Here is an 18,489-nt window from a genome sequence, read left to right as displayed (position 1 = left end):
CCGAGGCGTCGGGTCGGGAGGTGGTCATCTGGGGGCTCCTTCAAGGGGTGATGCGAGGGGGTCGGGGGCGTGTGAGGGGTTGTCCGTGCGCACGCTCATCTCGTTCGCTCCGTCGACGCGTGGGCCGACGCCCTGGTCAGGCGACGGCACGCGTGGATCAGGAGGGTCAGCGCGCCGACGCCGCAGGCGGCCGTCGGGACACCGGCCGGGCCGCAGGCGGCGACCAGCGCCTCCACGGGGGCGGCCAGGAAGCCGCAGCCGGGGAGGCGGCCGGCGAAGAGCGTGGCCAGGGCGGCTGCTTCCGCGGCGGCCGCTGCGGTGAGGACGAGCATGGGGGCGTGGGCATGGCCGTGCACGATGAGCAGCCGGGCGAGCAGCAGCAGTGCGCCCAGGCCGAGGCCCTGAGGGTGTCCGGCGGGCTCGCCGAGCACGGCTCCGGTCACCGCGAGCAGACCCGCGAGTGCGCCCATGTACAGGACGAACGCGCCGAGGAGCAGGGGGCGTACGGAGGCGGAGAAATCGGCCAGGCCCCGGCTGGACGTCAGTTTCCTGCGGGCACCGGCGGCGAAGAGGTGCGCGCATCCGGCCGCGGGGGCGTAGGACAGCGCAAGGGCCAGGACTGGGGCGACGGTGACGGGCCACGGACCGTCGGCGCTGCCGTCGGGGAGACCGTCGGGCCCGCCGCTGAGCGCGGTACGCAGGAGTCCGTCGCCGAGGAGGGCGTAGCCGACGAGCCAGCAGGTCCAGGTGCTGGTGGTGCGCGTGGCGGCGCTCAGCGGCCCCCGGCGCAGTGCCGCACCCAGGGCGAGCGTCACCGCGAGGATCGCGACGACGGCCGCGATCAGGCGCGGCCGGCCCTCCGTCAGGCGCAGTCCGATCACCGCGGCGGCGCACAGCGCACCGGGCAGCAGCGCGAGAACGACTCCGGCGGTGCGTGGCCCGCGCGGCCCGGGTGTCGGCGCGTCCTCGGGGCTCGCGGGGGTGTCGCGGTCGCGCGGGACACGGGCGTACATCTCCTCCGCAAGGGAGAAGACGTCCCGGTGGCGGAAGCGTGCGGCGGTCCGGTCGGTGACGCCGTGCGCCTCCAGGCCCGCGGCGATCTCCAGCGGGTCCACGGCGCGTTCGCACAGGTCGCGGTGCCGGTGCAGCAGCCCCTTCACGGGGTCCGCGGCGGCACGGCGGACGGCGGACGCGGACGACGACTTCCCGGCGTCGCGGGCCTCCCCGACGGCGACACCCACCGCCCGACCGGCATCTTCGCGACCGGTCCCTTCGAGACCAGTGCCGTCGAGACCGATGCCTTCGCGGTCCCTGCCTTCGCGACCGGTGCCTTTGCCGTCGAGGCCGCTCATCGGGCCGCTCCCTCGCTCGCCGCAACCGACGTCTTCGGCCGGGTCGGTCCGGCCTCCACAGCCCAGCCGGGGCCGCTGCGGGCCGTGCCGGGACCGCCCCGGGACGCGACCCGGGCCGTGGGGTCACTCCAGCGACCGGGGACGTGCGCCTCGGCGGGGACACCGAAGGGCAGGGGTTCGCCGGTGTCGTCGAGAAGGACGCGGCGGGCCGGTGTACGCGAGAGGATCTCCAGGTAAATGCCGTGAAATGCCGTGATGTTCTGCTCGACGGTAAACAGCTCCAGCGCACGGGCGCGCGCGGCGGCGCCCAGGCGGGCCCGGCGCTCCGGGTCGCGCAACAGAGCGACGCATGCCTCGGCGAGCGCCCGCGGATTGCGCGGGGGCACCACGAGTCCGGTGCCGCCGATGGCCTCGACCACCGCGCCGACGTCCGTGGACACCGTCGCGCGGCCGCAGAACATGGCCTCGACGAGCCCGGCCGGGAACCCTTCGACGACGCTGGAGAGCACCACCAGGGCGCCCGAGGCGTACGCGTCGGCGCGGGACGGCAGTTCGGGACCGCCGGTCTCCTCGAAGGAGACCGGGTTGCGGCCGACGGCGTGCGGACCGTCGGCCTCGTCGGGAAACAGCTGCGCGGCCAGCGCCTTGCAGTGGATCAGGTACGCGGCGCCCTCGGGGCCCGAGGGGGCACCGACGATCCTGAGCCGGGAGCCGGGCTCCGCCCTGCGGATCTCCGCGAAGGCGTGCAGCAGCGAGACCAGGTCCTTGGCCGGCTCGACGCGGCCGACCCAGACGAGGGTCTGCGGGTCGGCGTACTCCGGGGACTCCCCCGCCTCCGCGAACGGGGCGGCGTCCATGCCCGGGTGGACCGTCCGCAGCTTGGCGCGGTCGGCGCCGCAGCGTTCCTGCCAGCGTCGGGCGTGCGTGTTGCCGGGGGTGATCACGGCCGCGCGCCGGTAGGTCTCGGCGGCCAGCCGGCCGTGGAAGGCGGCGAGCAGCGACCGTATCGCGGGCGAGGAATCGGGTTCCGTCAGGTAGTGCGTCCGCAGCCGCACGCCGTACTCGGTCACCAACAGGGGCACGTCGCAGAAGTACCGGGCGAGCAGGCCCGGCAGGGCTGCCGTACCACCGGAGGCCGCGTGGCACAGGTCCACCGAACCGAGGTCGTCGTCCTCGTACCAGTCGAGGGACAGCGGGCGCAGGGCGCGTTCGAGGCGCGCGGTGACGGTCAGCAGATCGGGAACGCGCGCCTCGCGCGCGGAGCGGTGGGCGCCGGGCGCGCGACAGGCGCGTTCCAGGGCCCGTACGGCGGTCTCCGAGCGGAGCGCGGCGGGCAGGCCGCCCTCGTCGCGGGCGAGTTCGGCGAGGCCGTACAGCGCACTGGCGAAACGGTCCGCCTCAAGGGCCGACTGCCCTTCCGGCTCCCTCTCCGGCTCTGCGGACGGATTCCCCGGGCCTGCGGTGCACAGGGCCGTGGCCAGTTCGCCGTAGCACTCGGCGAAGCGCCGGCGCGCGCGCCGTCCGTGCACGATGTGGTCGTCCACGGATTCCCACAGCGGGGCGGTGCGCACCCGGCCGACCTGCGGCGGCAGCGGGACCCAGCCCTCGGTCTCCTCGCTCTCACTGCGGCTGAGCGCGTAGAGGTCGAACTCGTGCTGCTCCAGGCCGCGTACGAGCCGGTCGCACCAGAGCCCGGCCTCACCGCTCACATACGGATAGCCACCCTCCGTAAGCAGTCCGATGCGCACGCGCGCACCCCCGATCTCCCGTTTGGGGAGCCGCCGTTGGCCCGGCGGCTCGCAGCGGGACGAACGTATGCGGACTAGGAGGTGGTGCGATGGACGGTTGTCCATCGCACCACCAAAAGGGGTGAACGGTCGTAACTTTCCCGTGCGAGGCGCGTTCGGTCGCGCTAAGAGATCATGCATTCACCATGCGTGATGCCCTGGCCCGGCCTGATACGGCTTGGCCGTAAGTGGTCCGACCCGGAACGGCCCGACCCGGTCCGACCCGGTCCGGCCTGGTCCGGTCAGCCGTTCGGATACGCCCAGGGGTTGGGGCGGCAGTCGATTCCGTCGTGGTCGACGAACTTCGTCTGCTGCTGCATGACAGGGGCGAGTTCGCCGTCCTTGTCGCAGGTGACGTGGTTGTAGCCGATGCGGTGACCGACCTCGTGGTTGATCAGCATCTGCCGGTACGCGTGGATCGCGTCGCCGTACGGTGCGGCGCCCTGGGCCCAGCGGTAGGCGTTGATCATCACGCGCTGGGTGGCGGCCGAGTCGCAGGACACGTTGTCCTCGGTGGTGTCCAGGCCCGATTTGGCACACCACTCGGCGGTGGTGCCGGGGCTGGCCAGCGCGATGACGAAGCTGGGCTGCCCCGACTCGATGCGCTCGAAGGTGCGGGCACCGTTGTGGGCCCAGCTCCGGTCGTCGTTGAGGGTCTTCTGCACGGCCTCGGCGAAGAGTTCGCCGTCGAGGCCGAGCCCCTGCTCCACGTCGATGCGGTAGGTGTACCGCTCGCCCTTCCCGGTCCCCTTGGCGATACCCGGGATCGCGTCGAACTTCCCGGAGGCCTTGAGGGTGGCACTGAGCGGGTAGGTCTTGCCCATCTTCTGCTCGTACGTCAGCGGCTTCGCGGTCTCGGACGCGGAGGGCGTCGGACGTTCGTCGTTCCGCGACGCCGGGTCGTGGGCGCCCCGGGCCTGGTCGGTGGCGGACTGGGCGCGCATGTCGCTCCCGTCCGAGCCGTCGGCGACCTGACCGGCCACCACGACGGCCAGCACGGTGGTGACGGCGGCCGCCGCGATTCCGGTGAAGGTCCGGCCCTTGGCGCCCTTGACCGGTGCGGGGTCCCCGGTGGGCGGCTGATCGTCGGCGTCCGCGCCCAGGTCTGCGGGAATGCCGCCGCCCCCGTTGCCCGCTCCGTCGGCGGCGCTCCAGTCGGTGACCGAGGCGTACGGGTCGGCGGGCCGCACCGCACCGGGGGCACGTCGCTGGGGGCGGGCCGCGAAGACGTCGTCGTCCTCCCCGAAGGCGTCCAGGTAGTCCTGCCGCGGGCCTTCCCCGGGCGCCTGTCGCTGCCTCGGGAAGGGCGCCGGCGGCCCGGACGGCGACGACGGCGCGAAGGACGCCGGAGAGCCGGGAGCCCCTGGGCCCCCGGGGCGCGCCCCCACGCCCGGCCCGTACCCGGCACCGGGCCGCCCGCCCGACTCGCCCCATCCGCCGCCGGGTTCCCGCTGCTCGGGGTGCCCGCCCCGGACCCGCGGCACACCGTGCGCCGGGGTGCCGTCGGGGAGCCTCGGGACGCCCCGCGCGGGCGTGCCGTCCGCCATCTGCGGGAAGCCGTGGGCGGGCGTCGCGTCCGGGAACCGCGCGCCCGGAACCCGCCCCTGGCCGGGACCGGGTCCACCGGGTCCCGGGTACCCGTGACGGATGCCGGGGGCATCTCCCGGCGCCGCCCCGCGGGGCGTCCCGTCGGGCGCCTGCGGCCGGTACGGCCCTTGCGGCTCCTGCGTCGGCCCGTTCGTCCGGCGCGGATCTGGCCGCCCGGACCGGTTCTCGCGTGTCGCGGCCGTGTCCGCGGCGTCTGCCTTGGGAGCGGGCCCGCGACGGCTGTGGCGTCCCACGTCGCGCCTCAGCCTCCTGTGGTCTGGTTGGCGGGCTCGCCGTCGACGGCCCCGTCTGTCCTCTCGTCACCCACCGGCTTCCCGGTACCCACCGTGTCCGTGGTGTCCGCCGTGTCCGCGAGGAGTTCACGGAACGCCGTGGCCACGGCCTCCGGATACTCCATCATCGCCACGTGTCCCGCGTCCGGCAGGGTCAGCAGCCGGGAGTCACGGAACGCGCGGGCGGCCCGCTGGGCCATGCGGTAGGCGACGAGTTGGTCCCGTCCACCGTAGACCAGGAGCGTGGGTGCGAGAACCCGCTCGGCCTGCCGCCACAGCGCGTGCTGGCCGCCGAGCGTGTAGGCGTTCACTATTCCGCGCGCGGAACGCGCCATCGCGTCCCAGAAGTACGGCAGTTGCAGCCGCCGCTCCATTTCCTCGACGGCGTTGCGGAAGCCCTCCTCGCTCACCCTCTCCGGGTCGCCGTAGCAGAGTGCCCTGACGCCGCGCACCCGCTGCTCCGCGGTCCACTCCCGGGTGAGCCGGGTGAACAGCGCCGCCACCCCCGGCACCGCAAGGAGCCCCGTCGGCACGGCGCTGCGCTGCACGCGGATCTCCGGCAGCGCGGGCGACACGAGGGTGAGCGTCCGCACCAGGTCGGGCCGCGCCGCGGCGACGCGGGTGACGACGGCGCCGCCGAGCGAGTTCCCGAACAGGTGCACGGGTCCGCGCCCGGACGCGTCGAGGTGACGGACGACCGCGCGCGCGTGGCCGGTGATCGAGTAGTCGCCGTCGTCCGGCGGCGGGGAGTCGCCGAAGCCGGGGAGGTCGAGGGCCTCGCTGTGGACGACGCCGTCCAGCAGCGGCATGAGCGCCGACCAGTTCTGCGAGGAGCCGCCGAGACCGTGGACGTAGAGGGCGGGCGGCAGTCCCTCGCGGGCGGGTCGTCTCGACCGCACCGTCAGGGTCATGCCGGGCAGGTGCACCGACCTGAGCCGCTCCCCGTCCGCGGCCCTGATGGCCGCGACCTTCGGCAGCACGTTGGCGGGCGGCACGGACGGCGGCTCGGTCGAAGGCATGTAGCAATGTTACGAGACGATCACGCAGTGGTTCATGTGTTCGCCGTCACAAGCAGCGCCGGGGCGGCGCGCCGGCGGGGTACGGATGCCGGCGAGGCATGGCGTCCGGATCGGGTGTCTCCTAGGCTCGTGAGGTGGGCACCCGCGTGTGACCCCCCGCATCCCGGGGACGTCTGCAGGAAGCAGGAAGGGAGCCCAGCATGACCGTCGACCCGACCGACCCCGAGACCTTCGACGACGAGGCACAGGCACCGGACCCCGAGGACCGCGACGTGGAGACGCCCGACGCCGACGCCGCCGAACAGCGGACGGACGTGGGGCAGGAGCGCGACGAGCCGCTGACCGGCGTCGAGCCCGACCGCGCCAACGAGGCCGACCTGGCCGAGCAGGCCCGCGTCGTCTCGCACGACGAGGACGACTACCGCTGAGACGAGCCCCGCCGGACAGGTGGGACGAGCCTCGCCGGACAGGAAGGGAGGCCGATCTTTGCCCGGCCTGGACCCTTTTGAAACCTGTTGTGCAGCTTTCGCCACCGTCCGGTCCGTGAAATTCTGCGCTCGCAGCACACACACCAGGGTTACCGAAAAGTACGATGTCGACGCGGCGCACACCGCACGAGGACGACTATGGGAGGCGGCGTGACAGCCATCGAGCAGACAGAGGCGGTACGCCCGCGGGGCACACGCCTTCCCCGCCGAGCCCGACGCAACCAGCTGCTGGGCGCCGCACAGGAAGTGTTCGTGGCCCAGGGGTACCACGCGGCCGCGATGGACGACATCGCCGAACGCGCCGGCGTCAGCAAGCCGGTGCTCTACCAGCACTTCCCCGGCAAGCTCGACCTCTACCTCGCCCTGCTGGACCAGCACTGCGAGGCGCTGATCCAGTCCGTGCGCGGCGCGCTCGCCTCGACCTCCGACAACAAGCAGCGCGTCCGGGCGACGATGGACGCCTACTTCGCCTACGTCGAGGACGACGGCGGTGCCTTCCGCCTGGTCTTCGAGTCGGACCTGACCAACGAGCCCGCCGTACGCGAGCGCGTGGACAAGGTGACGAACGAGTGCGCGGAGGCGATCTGCGACGTCATCGCCGAGGACACCGGCCTCTCGCGCGCGGAGTCGATGCTGCTGGCCTCGGGCCTGGGCGGTCTCGCGCAGGTGGTGGCCCGCTCCTGGCTCCACAGCGACCGCAGCGTGCCCCGCGACCAGGCGGTCCAGCTGCTGACCTCGCTGGCCTGGCGCGGCATCGCCGGCTTCCCGCTGCACGGCACCGAGCAGCACTGACCGCCACGGCGCCGGTTCTGTTCCCGCCCGCTGTTCGCTCCTGGCGTTCTCCGACGCAGCGTGTACGTCCCCTCACCGGGCTAATGTGTGCTGGTACGGCGCGGAAGATCGCGCACTTACTGACCGTCGGAGGGACATAGCCGTGGAGGTCAAGATCGGCGTGCAGCACGCGCCCCGCGAGATCGTTCTGGAGAGCGGTCAGAGCGCCGAGGAGGTCGAGCGCGTGGTGGGCGAGGCACTGGCCGGCAAGTCGCAGCTGCTGAGCCTGGTGGACGAACACGGCCGCAAGGTCCTGGTGCCGGCCGACCGGCTCGCCTACGTCGAGATCGGTGAGCCGGCCCCGCGCAAGGTGGGCTTCGGCGCGCTGTAGCCGCCGACGCGGGACGACTGACGAAGAACGGGTGGGGCCCGGCGGTGACACACCGCCGGGCCCCACCCGTCTGCCCGTCTGCCCGTCTGCCCGTCAGGCCACCGTCCGACCTGACCCGTCCCGCGCGGTTTCGGTTCTCGTTCCGGCTTCTCTGCCGCTCCCCCTCCCGCGCGTTCACGGGCGGAGCACAGTTCACCCACAGGGGGAGGATTGCATTCCGCAGGTCAGGGGTAAGTCGGCTGTGACCGTTTGGGGCAGGCAGGCCATGTGGGAGGGACCCCGACATGATCTTGGAAGCGCTCAGCGCCGTACTCCTCGGCCTCGCCCTGGCATGGGCCGCCGCGCGCCGTCTGCCCCACCGCCTGCCCGCCCCGCTCCTGGTCCTGCCGACCGGCATCGCCGGGGCCCTCTTCGGGGCGTTCGTCACGCACTCCGCGCTGGGCGCCGGAGGGTTCGTACTGGTGCTGCTGGGCTCGGCGGCGCTCTCCGCGGCCTCGCTGTCGCTGCTGCTGCGCCCCGCGGGACGGCTCCGGCGCAGCTCGGCGGCCGCCTGAGCGACAGCCGCCGTACCGCGCCCACGCGGGTCAGGCGGCCAGGCCCAGCGCCGCCATCCGCTTGGTGTGCGCCTCGGTGATCCGGGAGAACATCTTGCCGACCTCGGCCAGGTCGAAGCCGTCCGCGACCCCGCCCACGAGCATCGTCGACAGCGCGTCCCGGTCGGCCACCACCCGCTGGGACTGCGAGAGCGCTTCCCCCATCAGCCGCCGCGCCCACAGCGCGAGCCGCCCGCCCACCCGAGGGTCGGCGTCGATCGCCGCGCGCACCTTCTCCACGGCGAAACCGGCGTGCCCGGTGTCGTCGAGCACGGCGAGGACCAGCTCGCGGGTGTCCGTGTCCAGACGGGCGGCGACCTCGCGGTAGAAGTCGCTGGCGATGGAGTCGCCGACGTATGCCTTGACGAGACCTTCCAGCCAGTCCGAGGGGTCCGTCTGCTTGTGGAAGCCGTCGTAGGCGGCCACGAACGGCTCCATGGCGCCCGTCGGCTCCTCGCCGATCTCGGCCAGCCGGTCGCGCAGCCGCTCGAAGTGGTGGAACTCCGCCGACGCCATCTTCGCCAGCTCCGCCTTGTCCGCCAGCGTGGGCGCGAGCTTGGCGTCCTCCGCCAGCCGCTCGAACGCCGCCAGCTCGCCGTACGCGAGCGCGCCGAGCAGGTCCACGACCGCGGCGCGGTACTGCGGGTCGGACGCGGCCGTCGCCCAGTCGCGGGCGGCGACCGGCGTGCCTCCGGCGGTACCGGCGGGGGCGGCGGTCTCGGCGGGGGCGTCTGCGGCAGTGCCAGGCTTGTCAGAGCTCGTCATGCAGCGCACAATAGCCCGCTCTTCGGCGGTGGTAAGTCCCTGGTCAATCAGTGTGACGACGACTACGTGAGCAAATCGGCCATCGCGTGTGCGCGAATCCGGGGTATGGTGGTAGTGCGCCTGCCGAGTATGTGACGTACGGGTACGTGACATCGTCGTCGGGCCGCACGCATGAGGATGCCCGGTCGGTGGCCCGATCGGCTCCGACCCGACAGCCCTCCTTGCCGTACGCCACGCTGCGCACGGATTCCGGAGGGGGACCCTCAGTGGTACGAGCGCTGGAGCGTCGACAGAGGTCCCGTGTTTACGGCTCACCCGTAAGGCAGCCGACGTCCCCGACACGGTCCGGCACGACCCGCGCGCTCGCCTCGCACCACGTACACAGAAGAGGCAGCACCCTGACTACGACGTTCCGATCCCTCGGGATCCTCCCCGAGACCGCCGAAGCCCTCGAAGCCGTCGGCATTACCACTCCCTTCCCCATCCAGGAGCTGACGCTCCCCGTGGCCCTGTCGGGCACGGACGTGATCGGCCAGGCCAAGACCGGCACCGGCAAGACGCTGGGCTTCGGCCTCCCGCTCCTCGAGCGCGTCACCGTCCCCGCCGACGTCGAGGCGGGCCGCGCCGCACCCGAGTCCCTCACCGACGCGCCGCAGGCCCTCGTCGTCGTCCCGACGCGTGAGCTGTGCCAGCAGGTCACCAACGACCTGCTGACCGCCGGCAAGGTCCGCAACGTGCGCGTCACCGCGATCTACGGCGGCCGTGCCTACGAGCCGCAGGTGGAAGCCCTCAAGAAGGGCGTCGACGTGATCGTCGGCACCCCGGGCCGCCTGCTGGACCTGGCCGGTCAGAAGAAGCTGAGCCTGAAGCACGTCAAGTGCCTGGTGCTCGACGAGGCCGACGAGATGCTCGACCTGGGCTTCCTGCCCGACGTCGAGAAGATCATCAATCTGCTTCCGGCCCGGCGTCAGACGATGCTGTTCTCGGCGACCATGCCGGGCGCGGTCATCGGCCTGGCCCGCCGTTACATGTCGCAGCCCACGCACATCCGCGCCACCTCGCCGGACGACGCGGGCGCGACGGTCGCGAACACCAAGCAGTTCGTCTACCGCGCGCACAACATGGACAAGCCCGAGATGGTGGCCCGGATACTGCAGGCCGACGGCCGCGGTCTGGCCATGGTCTTCTGCCGCACCAAGCGCACCGCGGCCGACCTGGCCGACCAGCTCAAGCAGCGCGGTTTCGCCTCCGGCGCGGTCCACGGCGACCTCGGCCAGGGCGCCCGCGAGCAGGCCCTGCGCGCCTTCCGCAACGGCAAGGTGGACGTCCTCGTCTGCACCGACGTCGCCGCCCGCGGCATCGACGTCGAGGGCGTGACGCACGTCATCAACTACCAGTCGCCGGAAGAGGAGAAGACGTACCTGCACCGCATCGGCCGCACCGGCCGCGCGGGCGCCAAGGGTACGGCGATCACGCTGGTCGACTGGGACGACATCCCGCGCTGGCAGCTGATCAACAAGGCGCTGGACCTCGGGTTCAACGACCCGGCGGAGACCTACTCCACCTCCCCGCACTTCTACACCGACCTCGGTATCCCCGAGGGCACCAAGGGCGTCCTGCCGCGCTCGGAGCGCACCCGCGCCGGGCTCGACGCGGAGGAGCTGGAGGACCTGGGCGAGCCCGGCGGCCGCGGTGGCCGCGGGCGCGGCGACCGAGGCGACCGGAGTGGCCGCGGCGGGCGCGACGACGCGCGTTCCGGCGACCGCGAGCGTGACCGTTCCTCCCGTACGCCGCGTCGCCGCCGTCGGATGCGCGGCGGCGCGCCGGTGGACGCGGAGACCTCCGCGGCACCCGAGGCCGTGACCGGCGGCGCGGACGGCGCCGCCGACGCGGGCACCGACGCCGCCCAGGGTCCCCGCACGCTGCGCCGCCGGCGCCGTACGCGCAGCGGTGAGCCCTCGCGCCGCCAGGAGACCCGCGCGACGCTCGACACCGACGCCCCGGCGGCGCAGACCGCCGAGGACGCCGCACTCGCGCCTTCCGAGGCCCCGGTCGTGGAAACGGCGGAGGCCACGGAGGTCGTGGAGGCCCCGGTCGTGGAAACGGCGGAGGCCACGGAGGTCGTGGAGGCCCCGGCGAAGCCGCGCCGCCGCCGCACCCGCAAGTCCGCGGAGGCCGCCCCGCTCGAGTCCGCTCCGACGGCGGCCGAGGCGACGGTCGTGGAGACCCCGACGGCCGCGGCAGCCCCGACGGTCGTCGAGTCCCCCGCCGCCGAGCAGCCCACCGAGGCGCCCGCCGAGAAGCCGCGCCGCCGTACCCGCAAGGCCACGGCCGCCGAGGCCGCGCTCGACACGGCCGAGGGAGCGACCGACCCCGCGGCCGAGCCGGCCGAGACCAAGCCGCGCCGCCGCACCCGCAAGGCGGCCGCCGCCGACGCCGGGGCCGTGCAGGCTCCGGAGGAGGCGGCAGCCGAAGCCAAGCCCCGCCGCACCCGGAAGACGGCCGCCGCCAAGGCGGAAGCCGCCGCCGACACGGTCGAGGCCACGGACGCGAAGCCCAAGACCCGGCGCACCCGCAAGGCCACTGCCACCGAGCCGACCGAGGTCACCGAGGCCGCGGCCGACATCCCGGCGCAGCCGACGCAGGCTCCGGAGGAGGCAGCGGCCGAGGTCAAGCCGCGCCGTACGCGCAAGACGGCCGCCGCCAAGGCAGAGGCCGCCGTCGAGACCGCCGAGGCCACGGACACGAAGCCCAAGACCCGCCGGACCCGCAAGGCCGCGGAACCGGCCGTGCAGGCTCCGGAGGAGGCAGCGGCCGAGGCCAAGCCCCGCCGTACGCGCAAGACGGCCGCCGCCAAGGCGGAAGCCGCCGCCGACACGGTCGAGGGCGCCGAGGCGAAGCCCAAGGACCGCCGCACCCGGAAGACCGCCGCGGCCCCCGAGGCCGCCGCCGAGATCCCGGCTCAGGCATCGCAGGAGCCGGAGGCCGCACCGCGGCGCCGGACCCGCAAGGCCGCGGCCACGACCACGGTCGAGGCGACCGCCGACCCGGCTGAGGCGAAGCCCAAGGCCCGCCGCACCCGCAAGACGGCCGCGGCCGCCGCGCAGCCCGCGGAGGGCGGCGAAAGCTGATCCGCCCGGCTCGACCCGGACCGTCGGCCCGGTCCCGCGACCCACGCGGGACCGGGCCGAACGGCGTTGTCACGCCCGTGTCACCGCCCGTGTCACCGTCCGCCGGTCGCCGCCCGATAGCCTCAGCCCGTGAGCAGGAACGCCGCCTTCAGCCCGCCCCCGGACGCCCGCGCCTACCGACTGCGTACCGCGCGCGGTGAGTTCGCCGTCGTCGACTCGCCCGTGGCCGACGGGGTCGCGCCGAGGGGCGTGGTGATGATGCTGCCCGGCTTCACGGGGAGCAAGGAGGACTTCACGCTGCTGCACCGGCCGCTCGGGGCCCGCGGGTACCGCACGGTCGCGGTGGACGGACGGGGGCAGTTCGAGTCGGACGGACCCGAGCACGACGAGTCCGTGTACGCGCGGTCCGAGCTGGCCCGGGACGTGCTCGCGCAGGCCGCCGCCCTCGGGACGCGTGTGCATCTCGTCGGGCACTCCCTGGGCGGCCAGATCGCCCGGGCCGCGGTCCTGCTCGACGCCGCCCCGTTCCTGTCCCTCACCCTGATGTCCTCGGGCCCGGCGCGGATCTCCGAGTCGCAGCGGCAGCGGGTGAAGCTCCTGCGGGACGCGCTGGACACGATGACGATGGCGGAGGTCTGGAAGGTGATGCAGGCCATGGGACCGCCGGAGGAGGCCGGCGCCCCCGACCCCGCCGGCGGCAGGGAGGACCCGGAGCGGCTGCGCGAGCGCTGGCTGGGCACCAGGCCGGCGCAACTGCTCGCCACGGGACGCCAGTTGTGCACCGAGCCGGACCGTGTCGCCGAGCTGGCCGCCGCACCGCTGCCCTTCCACGTGCTGTCGGGCGCCTTCGACGACACCTGGCCGGTGCCCCTCCTGGACGAGATGGCCCTGCGGCTGAACGCGCGCCGTACGGTCGTCGCGGGCGCCGAGCACTCCCCCAACACCGACCAGCCCCTGCCGACGGCCCGCGCCCTCGCCGACTTCTGGGACGACCACCCCGCGCCGCCCCGGCCGTACGTGCGCTGAGGCCGGAGAGGGCCTGGTACGGAGGCCGGAGAGGGCCTAGTACTGCGCCCGCAGGTGCTCCCAGAAGCCGTCCCGCAGCGCCCGGCGCAGGTCGGCCTGGCCGCGCAGCGAGTATTGGAGCAGCCCCTCCGCCTCCACCAGCAGGTCCTGGTCCACGGAGCCGGGGAGGTAGGGGTGGCCGGGGAGCAGCTCCACCAGCGACTCGCGCCCCCGGGACGCCAGCCACTTCGCCGCGATCTGCGCGCCCACGAAGCGGACGTCCTCGCGGCCGGGGCGCAGTCCCCCGGGCATCTCGCCGGTGTGGGTCGGGCGCCGGGAGACGTACGGCTTGAAGAAGTCGAGGTCGAGGGTGCGCTGGCTGTCGACCTCCCAGAGCAGCGGCTCGGCCTGGTTGCGGCCCTCGGGGGCCTCGATGCCCCACAGGTGGACACGGGCGCCGTACCCCTGGGCGGCCTCGACCGCGGAGACGAGGTCCTCGTCGCCGCCGAGCAGGGCCGCGTCGCTGATGGCGCGGTGCCGGGCGAGGGACTCCAGGTCGGTGCGGATGAGGGAGTCGACGCCCTTCTGCTGGTTGTTGGCGTTGAGGTTGCCGAGGCGGACCTTGACGTCGGGGAGCTCGGCGATGGACTGCTGCTCGGCGGTGTGGATGCGGCGGCGGGCGCCGTCGTACCAGTACACGCGCAGCAGGCGGCTGTCCGCGAAGACCGTGCGGGCCTTGTCGATGAGGGCCTCGATCAGGGCGTCGGCGTCCAGGTCGAAGGCCCGGCGGTCCTCGGTCCCGGCCACCAGCCGCCCCGCCGCCGCGTACAGATATCCGGCGTCGACGAAGATCGCGTGGGTCGAGGGGGTCTTCGCCACCTCGGCGAGCATGCGCTGGAGCAGCTCGTTCGTGCGATCGATACGAGCGTTCAGGGGCGCGAGGTCGTCGTTCATCGCCTCCATTGTCCCGGCGGTCACGCTACGAACACAACCGGTCCCGGTCAGTCTTGTACGAGACACCTATCGCGCGGTAACAAGCCACTTACCTGTCAGTAATTAGTCGTGCGAAAAATTTCCTTAGCGTAGGGAATGTTTGCAGAGGGCATGCCGTTGAGCACTACGGAAGCCCGGGCACCGACGACCCAGGAGCCACACCAGTAGTTCTCCGCAGGAGGATGACCAGATCAAGGGAGAGGCCATGCGCTTTGAAGTCATGCGACTCGACGACGTCGACGGGACCCCCGTGGACACGACTGTCGTGGACGCCGCCTCCGTGAACCGCATCGTTCAGCAGGCCGCCGCCATCGGGCAGCGCCTGTGGATCCGCCCCGCCGACACCTCGGCCTTGTAGCGCGGACCTTCGCACACGAGAACAGGGCCCCGCACGGAACTCCGTGCGGGGCCCTGTTCTCGTGCTCACGCGCCCTGGATCACCTGGGTGACCCCGTTGATGATCTGCTGTACGGCGATCGCGGAGAGCATCATGCCGGCCAGGCGGGTCACCAGGACCACACCGCCGTCCTTGATGACCCGGATGATCAGCAGCGAGTACCGCATCACCAGCCACAGCACCACGTGGATGGCGAGGATCGCCGCCCACACGGAGACCTGCGTGGTCACGCTGTCCGCCTTCTGCACGGCCAGGATGACCGACACGATCGCCCCGGGCCCGGCGAGCAGGGGCATGCCGAGCGGTACGAGGGCGACGTTGACGTCCTTGGTCTGCTTCGGCTCGTCCGTCTTGCCGGTGAGCAGGTCGAGGGCGATCAGCAGGAGCAGCAGCCCGCCCGCGATCATCAGGGCGGGCACGGACACGTGCAGGTAGTCCAGGATCTGGTGCCCGAGCAGACCGAACACCGTGATCACGCCACCGGCGACGCAGACGGCCTGCAGGGCCATCCGCTTCTGCACCTTGCCGGGGCGGCCGGAGGTCAGCGCGAGGAAGATCGGGGTGATCCCGGGGGGATCCATGATGACAAAAAGGGTCAGGAAGAGGGAGCCGAAGACGGCGACGTCGAACATGGGTGAGCTACTGGCCTTGCGGAGGAGTGGGAAGAGGGGAAGGAGGCCCGGGGGAGGGCCGTGACAGGCGCGCGGGAGGTGAGGCTCAGGCCCCGCCGGCCCCCGGGACGGGGAACGCCCCGAACGCCCGCCGCGTGATCTCCCCGTACACCTCGGGGTCGGTGGTGTACTCGCCGAGCACACAGGTCTTCCGGCTGCCGTGGTAGTCGCTGGAGCCGGTCACCAGGAGGCCCAGCTCCTTCGCCGTCCCGCGCAGCCGTGCCCGCGTCGCCGCGTCGTGGTCCATGTGGTCGACCTCGATGCCGTCGAGCCCGGCGGCCGCCAGGTCGGCGATCGCGGCCTCGGACACCGTACGGCCGCGCTTGGCGGCGGCCGGGTGCGCGAACACGGCGACCCCGCCGGCGGCCTTGATCAGCCGGAGCGCCTCGAAGGGGTCGGTCTCGTGCTTCTCCACGTGGGCCCGGCCGCCGTCGGCCAGCCAGTCCTGGGTGAAGGCGTCGTTCACCGTCGGGACGACGCCCAGTTCCACGAGGGCGGTGGCCACGTGTGGCCGGCCGACCGAGCCGTCCCCGGCGATCCGGGCGACCTGCTCCCAGGTGACGGGCACGCCCAGCTCGTTGAGCTTGGCGACCATGGCCCGGGCCCGCGGCACCCGGTCGTCCCGGACCAGCTCGCGCTCGGCGAGCAGGGCGGGCTCCTCGGGGTCGAAGAGGTAGGCCAGCATGTGCATGCTGACGCCGTCGAGGCGGCAGGAGAGCTCGGCGCCGGTGACGAGGGTGAGCCCCTCGGGCAGCGCGGCGACCGCCTCGGCGTGGCCGCGGGTGGTGTCGTGGTCGGTCAGCGCGACGACGTCGAGGCCGGTCGCGGCGGCCTTGCGCACCAGCTGGGCCGGGGTGTCCGTGCCGTCGGACGCGGTGGAGTGGGTGTGCAGATCGATGCGCACGACGCTGACTCCAAGCGGTGACGGGACGGACGGGGACGCTCAAGGATAACCGGAAATCGACCCCCCGCCGTCACACCCGCAGCACCCCTGCACCCCCTACGCACCCCTGCACCATCTACGCGCCCGTGCACCCGCGGCGCCCGTGCACCCGCGGCGCCCGTGCACCCGCGGGGCTCATGCGCCCCGCGCCTCGGACCCCGCGGCCATGGCCCTCCGCCCCGCCCGCCCACGTCGCCGCTACGGCAGCCGCTACGGCACCGTCGGCTCGATCAGCCGCGGCGACAGCGCCCCACAGGGCACCAGGTCCACCTCGGCGCCCGCGTCGCGCAGGTCGGTCAGCACCAGCTCCTCGTACATCAGCAGCCCCGATCGCTCGGGCCACACGACGGCCCACAGCCACATGCCGAGGGCCTCCCCGGCGAAGACGGCACGGTCGACCGGACCGCCGGAGACGTGCCACAGGGGCGTGGGGCGGCCCGCGGCCAGCACCTTGACCTGGGGCGGCTTCTCGACGTCCAGGTACGGCCCGGGGTCGGGGGCGTCGAGGCCCGCGTACCGTGCGCCGAGGCCGACGCCGAGCTCCTCGGCGACCAGGATCAGCTCACCGATGCCGCCGAGCGGACCGGGTCCGGAACAGGCGACGGCGGTGGCCCGGCCCCCGCTGCGGTCGTCGCCCGCACAGGCAACGCCGGTGAACAACCAGCCGACCGGCAGCGGCCAGGGCATCCAGACCGGCACCTGAGTGCGGTGCACCACGACGCCGAGCGCCTCGACGCTGGGCGGGATCACGGGCTGGACCGGGTGCACGGTGCCGTGCAGGTCGCACTGCCAGGAATCGGCGAAGAGGCCGGGAGCCCTGACCCGGCCACCACACTTCGGGCAACTGGGTTCGCCCCTCATAGAGCCCCACGGTCCTACCCTCGCTCCCCCACGTCAAGGACGATCACCCATCCGGACGGAAGGGCGCCGACCGGGCAGACCCCCGAGCAACTAGCTGCACGTTGCATTAATTAGCAGAGCTAACTTACTATGTGTATACACCAACCATTTGGCATCGATCTCTCGGTATTGGAGAGCAAGCATGGATCCCTTCGACGCCGGTGCGGGCGGCATCCTGCGGCAGCCCAAGGCCGTGTGGGCGACCGCGGGCGCGTCCGTCGTGGCCTTCATGGGCATCGGGCTCGTGGACCCGATCCTCCCGTCCATCGCCAAGGGCCTGGACGCGAGCGCCGGTCAGGTCTCCCTCCTGTTCACCTCGTACTTCCTCATCACCGCCCTGGCCATGCTGGTCACCGGCTTCGTCTCCAGTCGCATCGGCGGCCGCAGGACCCTGCTGCTGGGCCTCGCCTTCGTCGTGGTCTTCGCGGGCCTCGCCGGCACCTCCGACACCGTCGGCCAGCTCGTCGGCTACCGGGCCGGCTGGGGCCTGGGCAACGCGCTGTTCGTCTCGACGGCCCTCGCGGTGATCGTCGGCGCGGCGGCCGGCGGCAGCGCCGCCGCGATCCTGCTCTACGAGTCCGCCCTCGGCCTCGGCATGGCCTGCGGCCCGCTGCTCGGCGCGCTGCTCGGCGACGCCAGCTGGCGCTACCCGTTCTTCGGCACGGCCTTCCTGATGGCGATCGGCTTCCTGTGCATCACGGTGTTCCTGAAGGAGCAGCCGAAGCCGGCCCGCAAGACGTCGCTGCTCGACCCGATCAGGGCACTGGGCCACGGCGGCCTCGCCTCCGCCGCGGTCTCGGCCTTCTTCTACAACTACACGTTCTTCACCGTGCTGGCCTTCACCCCCTTCGTGCTGAACATGACGCCGTACAAGTCCGGCGCCGTGTTCTTCGCGTGGGGCGTGCTGCTCGCCGTCTTCTCCGTGCTGGTGGCACCGCGCATGCAGCGCCGCTTCGGCTCGCTGAAGGTGCTCGGCGGCTCGCTGGTGCTGCTCGCGGCCGACGTCCTGGTCCTCGGCTACGGCAACCACACCGCGGCGATCGTCTGCACGATCCTGTCCGGCGCGTTCATCGGCGTGAACAACACCGTCTACACCGAGCTGGCCCTCGGGGTCTCGGACGCGCCGCGTCCGGTGGCGAGCGCGGGCTACAACTTCGTGCGCTGGTTCGCCGCGGCGGCCGCGCCCTACTTCGCGCCGAAGATCGAGGAGTGGACCGACGTCCACATCCCGTTCGTGGTGGCGGCGGTGACCGCCCTGCTCGGCGCGGTCGTGGTCGTCGTACGGCGCCGGGCGCTGACCCTCCCCCACTCTCGGCTTCGCTCGAGCGGGGGGACCCCCATCGCCGAGGAGCTTGAGCCGAAGCACGCGAGTGAGGACTCGGTCACGGTCTTCGCCAACTGAC

Annotated in this window: 17 protein-coding genes; 8 read left to right on the top strand and 9 right to left on the bottom strand. The window is 73.0% G+C overall.

All coding sequences use genetic code 11. The features are described from left to right. Window positions 1–95: 95 nt before the first annotated feature. The 4 genes from IE258_RS03560 to IE258_RS03545 all read right to left on the bottom strand — a co-directional run bounded on the left by IE258_RS03560 (window position 96) and on the right by IE258_RS03545 (window position 6,038). Window positions 96–1,352, bottom strand: coding sequence for a hypothetical protein (locus tag IE258_RS03560; RefSeq protein ID WP_229891918.1), 1,257 nt, complete (start codon window positions 1,350–1,352; stop codon window positions 96–98). Next, entirely contained in the window at window positions 1,349–3,100 is a 1,752-nt protein-coding gene (locus tag IE258_RS03555) for a DUF3492 domain-containing protein (RefSeq protein WP_189738755.1), read from the bottom strand. The genes IE258_RS03560 and IE258_RS03555 overlap by 4 nt, the downstream gene beginning before the upstream one ends. 281 nt (window positions 3,101–3,381) lie before the next feature. Further along, window positions 3,382–4,980 carry a DUF3152 domain-containing protein gene (locus IE258_RS03550; protein ID WP_189738753.1) on the bottom strand — a complete coding sequence of 533 codons (1,599 nt, stop codon included), beginning with the start codon at window positions 4,978–4,980 and terminating at the stop codon, window positions 3,382–3,384. A gap of 8 nt (window positions 4,981–4,988) precedes the next feature. Further along, window positions 4,989–6,038, bottom strand: coding sequence for an alpha/beta fold hydrolase (locus IE258_RS03545; RefSeq protein ID WP_189738750.1), 1,050 nt, complete (start codon window positions 6,036–6,038; stop codon window positions 4,989–4,991). Window positions 6,039–6,238: 200 nt separating this feature from the next. Here IE258_RS03545 and IE258_RS03540 point away from each other — a divergent pair, with 200 nt between their 5' ends. The 4 genes from IE258_RS03540 to IE258_RS03525 all read left to right on the top strand — a co-directional run bounded on the left by IE258_RS03540 (window position 6,239) and on the right by IE258_RS03525 (window position 8,242). Continuing rightward, entirely contained in the window at window positions 6,239–6,466 is a 228-nt protein-coding gene (locus tag IE258_RS03540; protein WP_189738747.1) for an Rv3202a family protein, read from the top strand. Window positions 6,467–6,676: 210 nt separating this feature from the next. Beyond that, entirely contained in the window at window positions 6,677–7,318 is a 642-nt protein-coding gene (locus IE258_RS03535; protein ID WP_061446908.1) for a TetR/AcrR family transcriptional regulator, read from the top strand. Window positions 7,319–7,460: 142 nt separating this feature from the next. Further along, window positions 7,461–7,688, top strand: a complete 228-nt coding sequence (locus tag IE258_RS03530; RefSeq protein ID WP_007444428.1) for a DUF3107 domain-containing protein — start codon at window positions 7,461–7,463, stop codon at window positions 7,686–7,688. A gap of 284 nt (window positions 7,689–7,972) precedes the next feature. Further along, window positions 7,973–8,242: a hypothetical protein gene (locus IE258_RS03525; RefSeq protein WP_127895825.1), complete on the top strand. Its 270-nt coding sequence runs from the start codon at window positions 7,973–7,975 to the stop codon at window positions 8,240–8,242. Between the two features lie 30 nt (window positions 8,243–8,272). Here IE258_RS03525 and IE258_RS03520 read toward each other — a convergent pair whose 3' ends face one another. Then, a complete protein-coding gene (locus IE258_RS03520) occupies window positions 8,273–9,046 on the bottom strand; it encodes a ferritin-like domain-containing protein (protein WP_189738744.1) in 774 nt (257 codons plus the stop codon). 491 nt (window positions 9,047–9,537) lie between these two features. Between IE258_RS03520 and IE258_RS03515 the strand changes: the two genes are divergently transcribed. Further along, window positions 9,538–12,177 carry a DEAD/DEAH box helicase gene (locus IE258_RS03515; RefSeq protein WP_229891932.1) on the top strand — a complete coding sequence of 880 codons (2,640 nt, stop codon included), beginning with the start codon at window positions 9,538–9,540 and terminating at the stop codon, window positions 12,175–12,177. A 129-nt stretch (window positions 12,178–12,306) separates the two neighbouring features. Beyond that, window positions 12,307–13,203 carry an alpha/beta fold hydrolase gene (locus tag IE258_RS03510; RefSeq protein ID WP_189738741.1) on the top strand — a complete coding sequence of 299 codons (897 nt, stop codon included), beginning with the start codon at window positions 12,307–12,309 and terminating at the stop codon, window positions 13,201–13,203. 36 nt (window positions 13,204–13,239) lie between these two features. On the opposite strand, the gene IE258_RS03505 is transcribed toward IE258_RS03510, so the two are convergent. Next, window positions 13,240–14,145 carry an NYN domain-containing protein gene (locus IE258_RS03505; protein WP_189739294.1) on the bottom strand — a complete coding sequence of 302 codons (906 nt, stop codon included), beginning with the start codon at window positions 14,143–14,145 and terminating at the stop codon, window positions 13,240–13,242. A 235-nt stretch (window positions 14,146–14,380) separates the two neighbouring features. On the opposite strand from IE258_RS03505, the gene IE258_RS03500 reads away from it, so the two are divergent. Beyond that, the gene (locus tag IE258_RS03500) at window positions 14,381–14,533 is read left to right on the top strand and encodes a DUF8834 family protein (RefSeq protein ID WP_007444413.1); all 153 of its coding nucleotides are present in this window, start codon (window positions 14,381–14,383) and stop codon (window positions 14,531–14,533) included. A 65-nt stretch (window positions 14,534–14,598) separates the two neighbouring features. Here the strand turns inward: IE258_RS03500 and IE258_RS03495 are convergent, their stop codons facing one another. The 3 genes from IE258_RS03495 to IE258_RS03485 form a co-directional block, all read right to left on the bottom strand. Beyond that, window positions 14,599–15,204: a MarC family protein gene (locus IE258_RS03495; protein WP_003973815.1), complete on the bottom strand. Its 606-nt coding sequence runs from the start codon at window positions 15,202–15,204 to the stop codon at window positions 14,599–14,601. An 85-nt stretch (window positions 15,205–15,289) separates the two neighbouring features. Beyond that, entirely contained in the window at window positions 15,290–16,147 is an 858-nt protein-coding gene (locus IE258_RS03490) for a PHP domain-containing protein (protein WP_159324235.1), read from the bottom strand. A gap of 249 nt (window positions 16,148–16,396) precedes the next feature. Further along, window positions 16,397–17,047 carry a DUF6758 family protein gene (locus IE258_RS03485; protein ID WP_159324233.1) on the bottom strand — a complete coding sequence of 217 codons (651 nt, stop codon included), beginning with the start codon at window positions 17,045–17,047 and terminating at the stop codon, window positions 16,397–16,399. 181 nt (window positions 17,048–17,228) lie between these two features. Between IE258_RS03485 and IE258_RS03480 the strand changes: the two genes are divergently transcribed. Next, window positions 17,229–18,488, top strand: a complete 1,260-nt coding sequence (locus tag IE258_RS03480) for an MFS transporter (RefSeq protein ID WP_189738739.1) — start codon at window positions 17,229–17,231, stop codon at window positions 18,486–18,488. The last annotated feature ends 1 nt before the right edge of the window (window position 18,489 follow it).

The sequence above is a fragment of the Streptomyces tendae genome (genome assembly GCF_014650435.1).
GTDB classification, from domain to species: Bacteria; Actinomycetota; Actinomycetes; order Streptomycetales; family Streptomycetaceae; genus Streptomyces; species Streptomyces tendae.
This window is presented reverse-complemented; position numbering and strand designations above follow the sequence as displayed.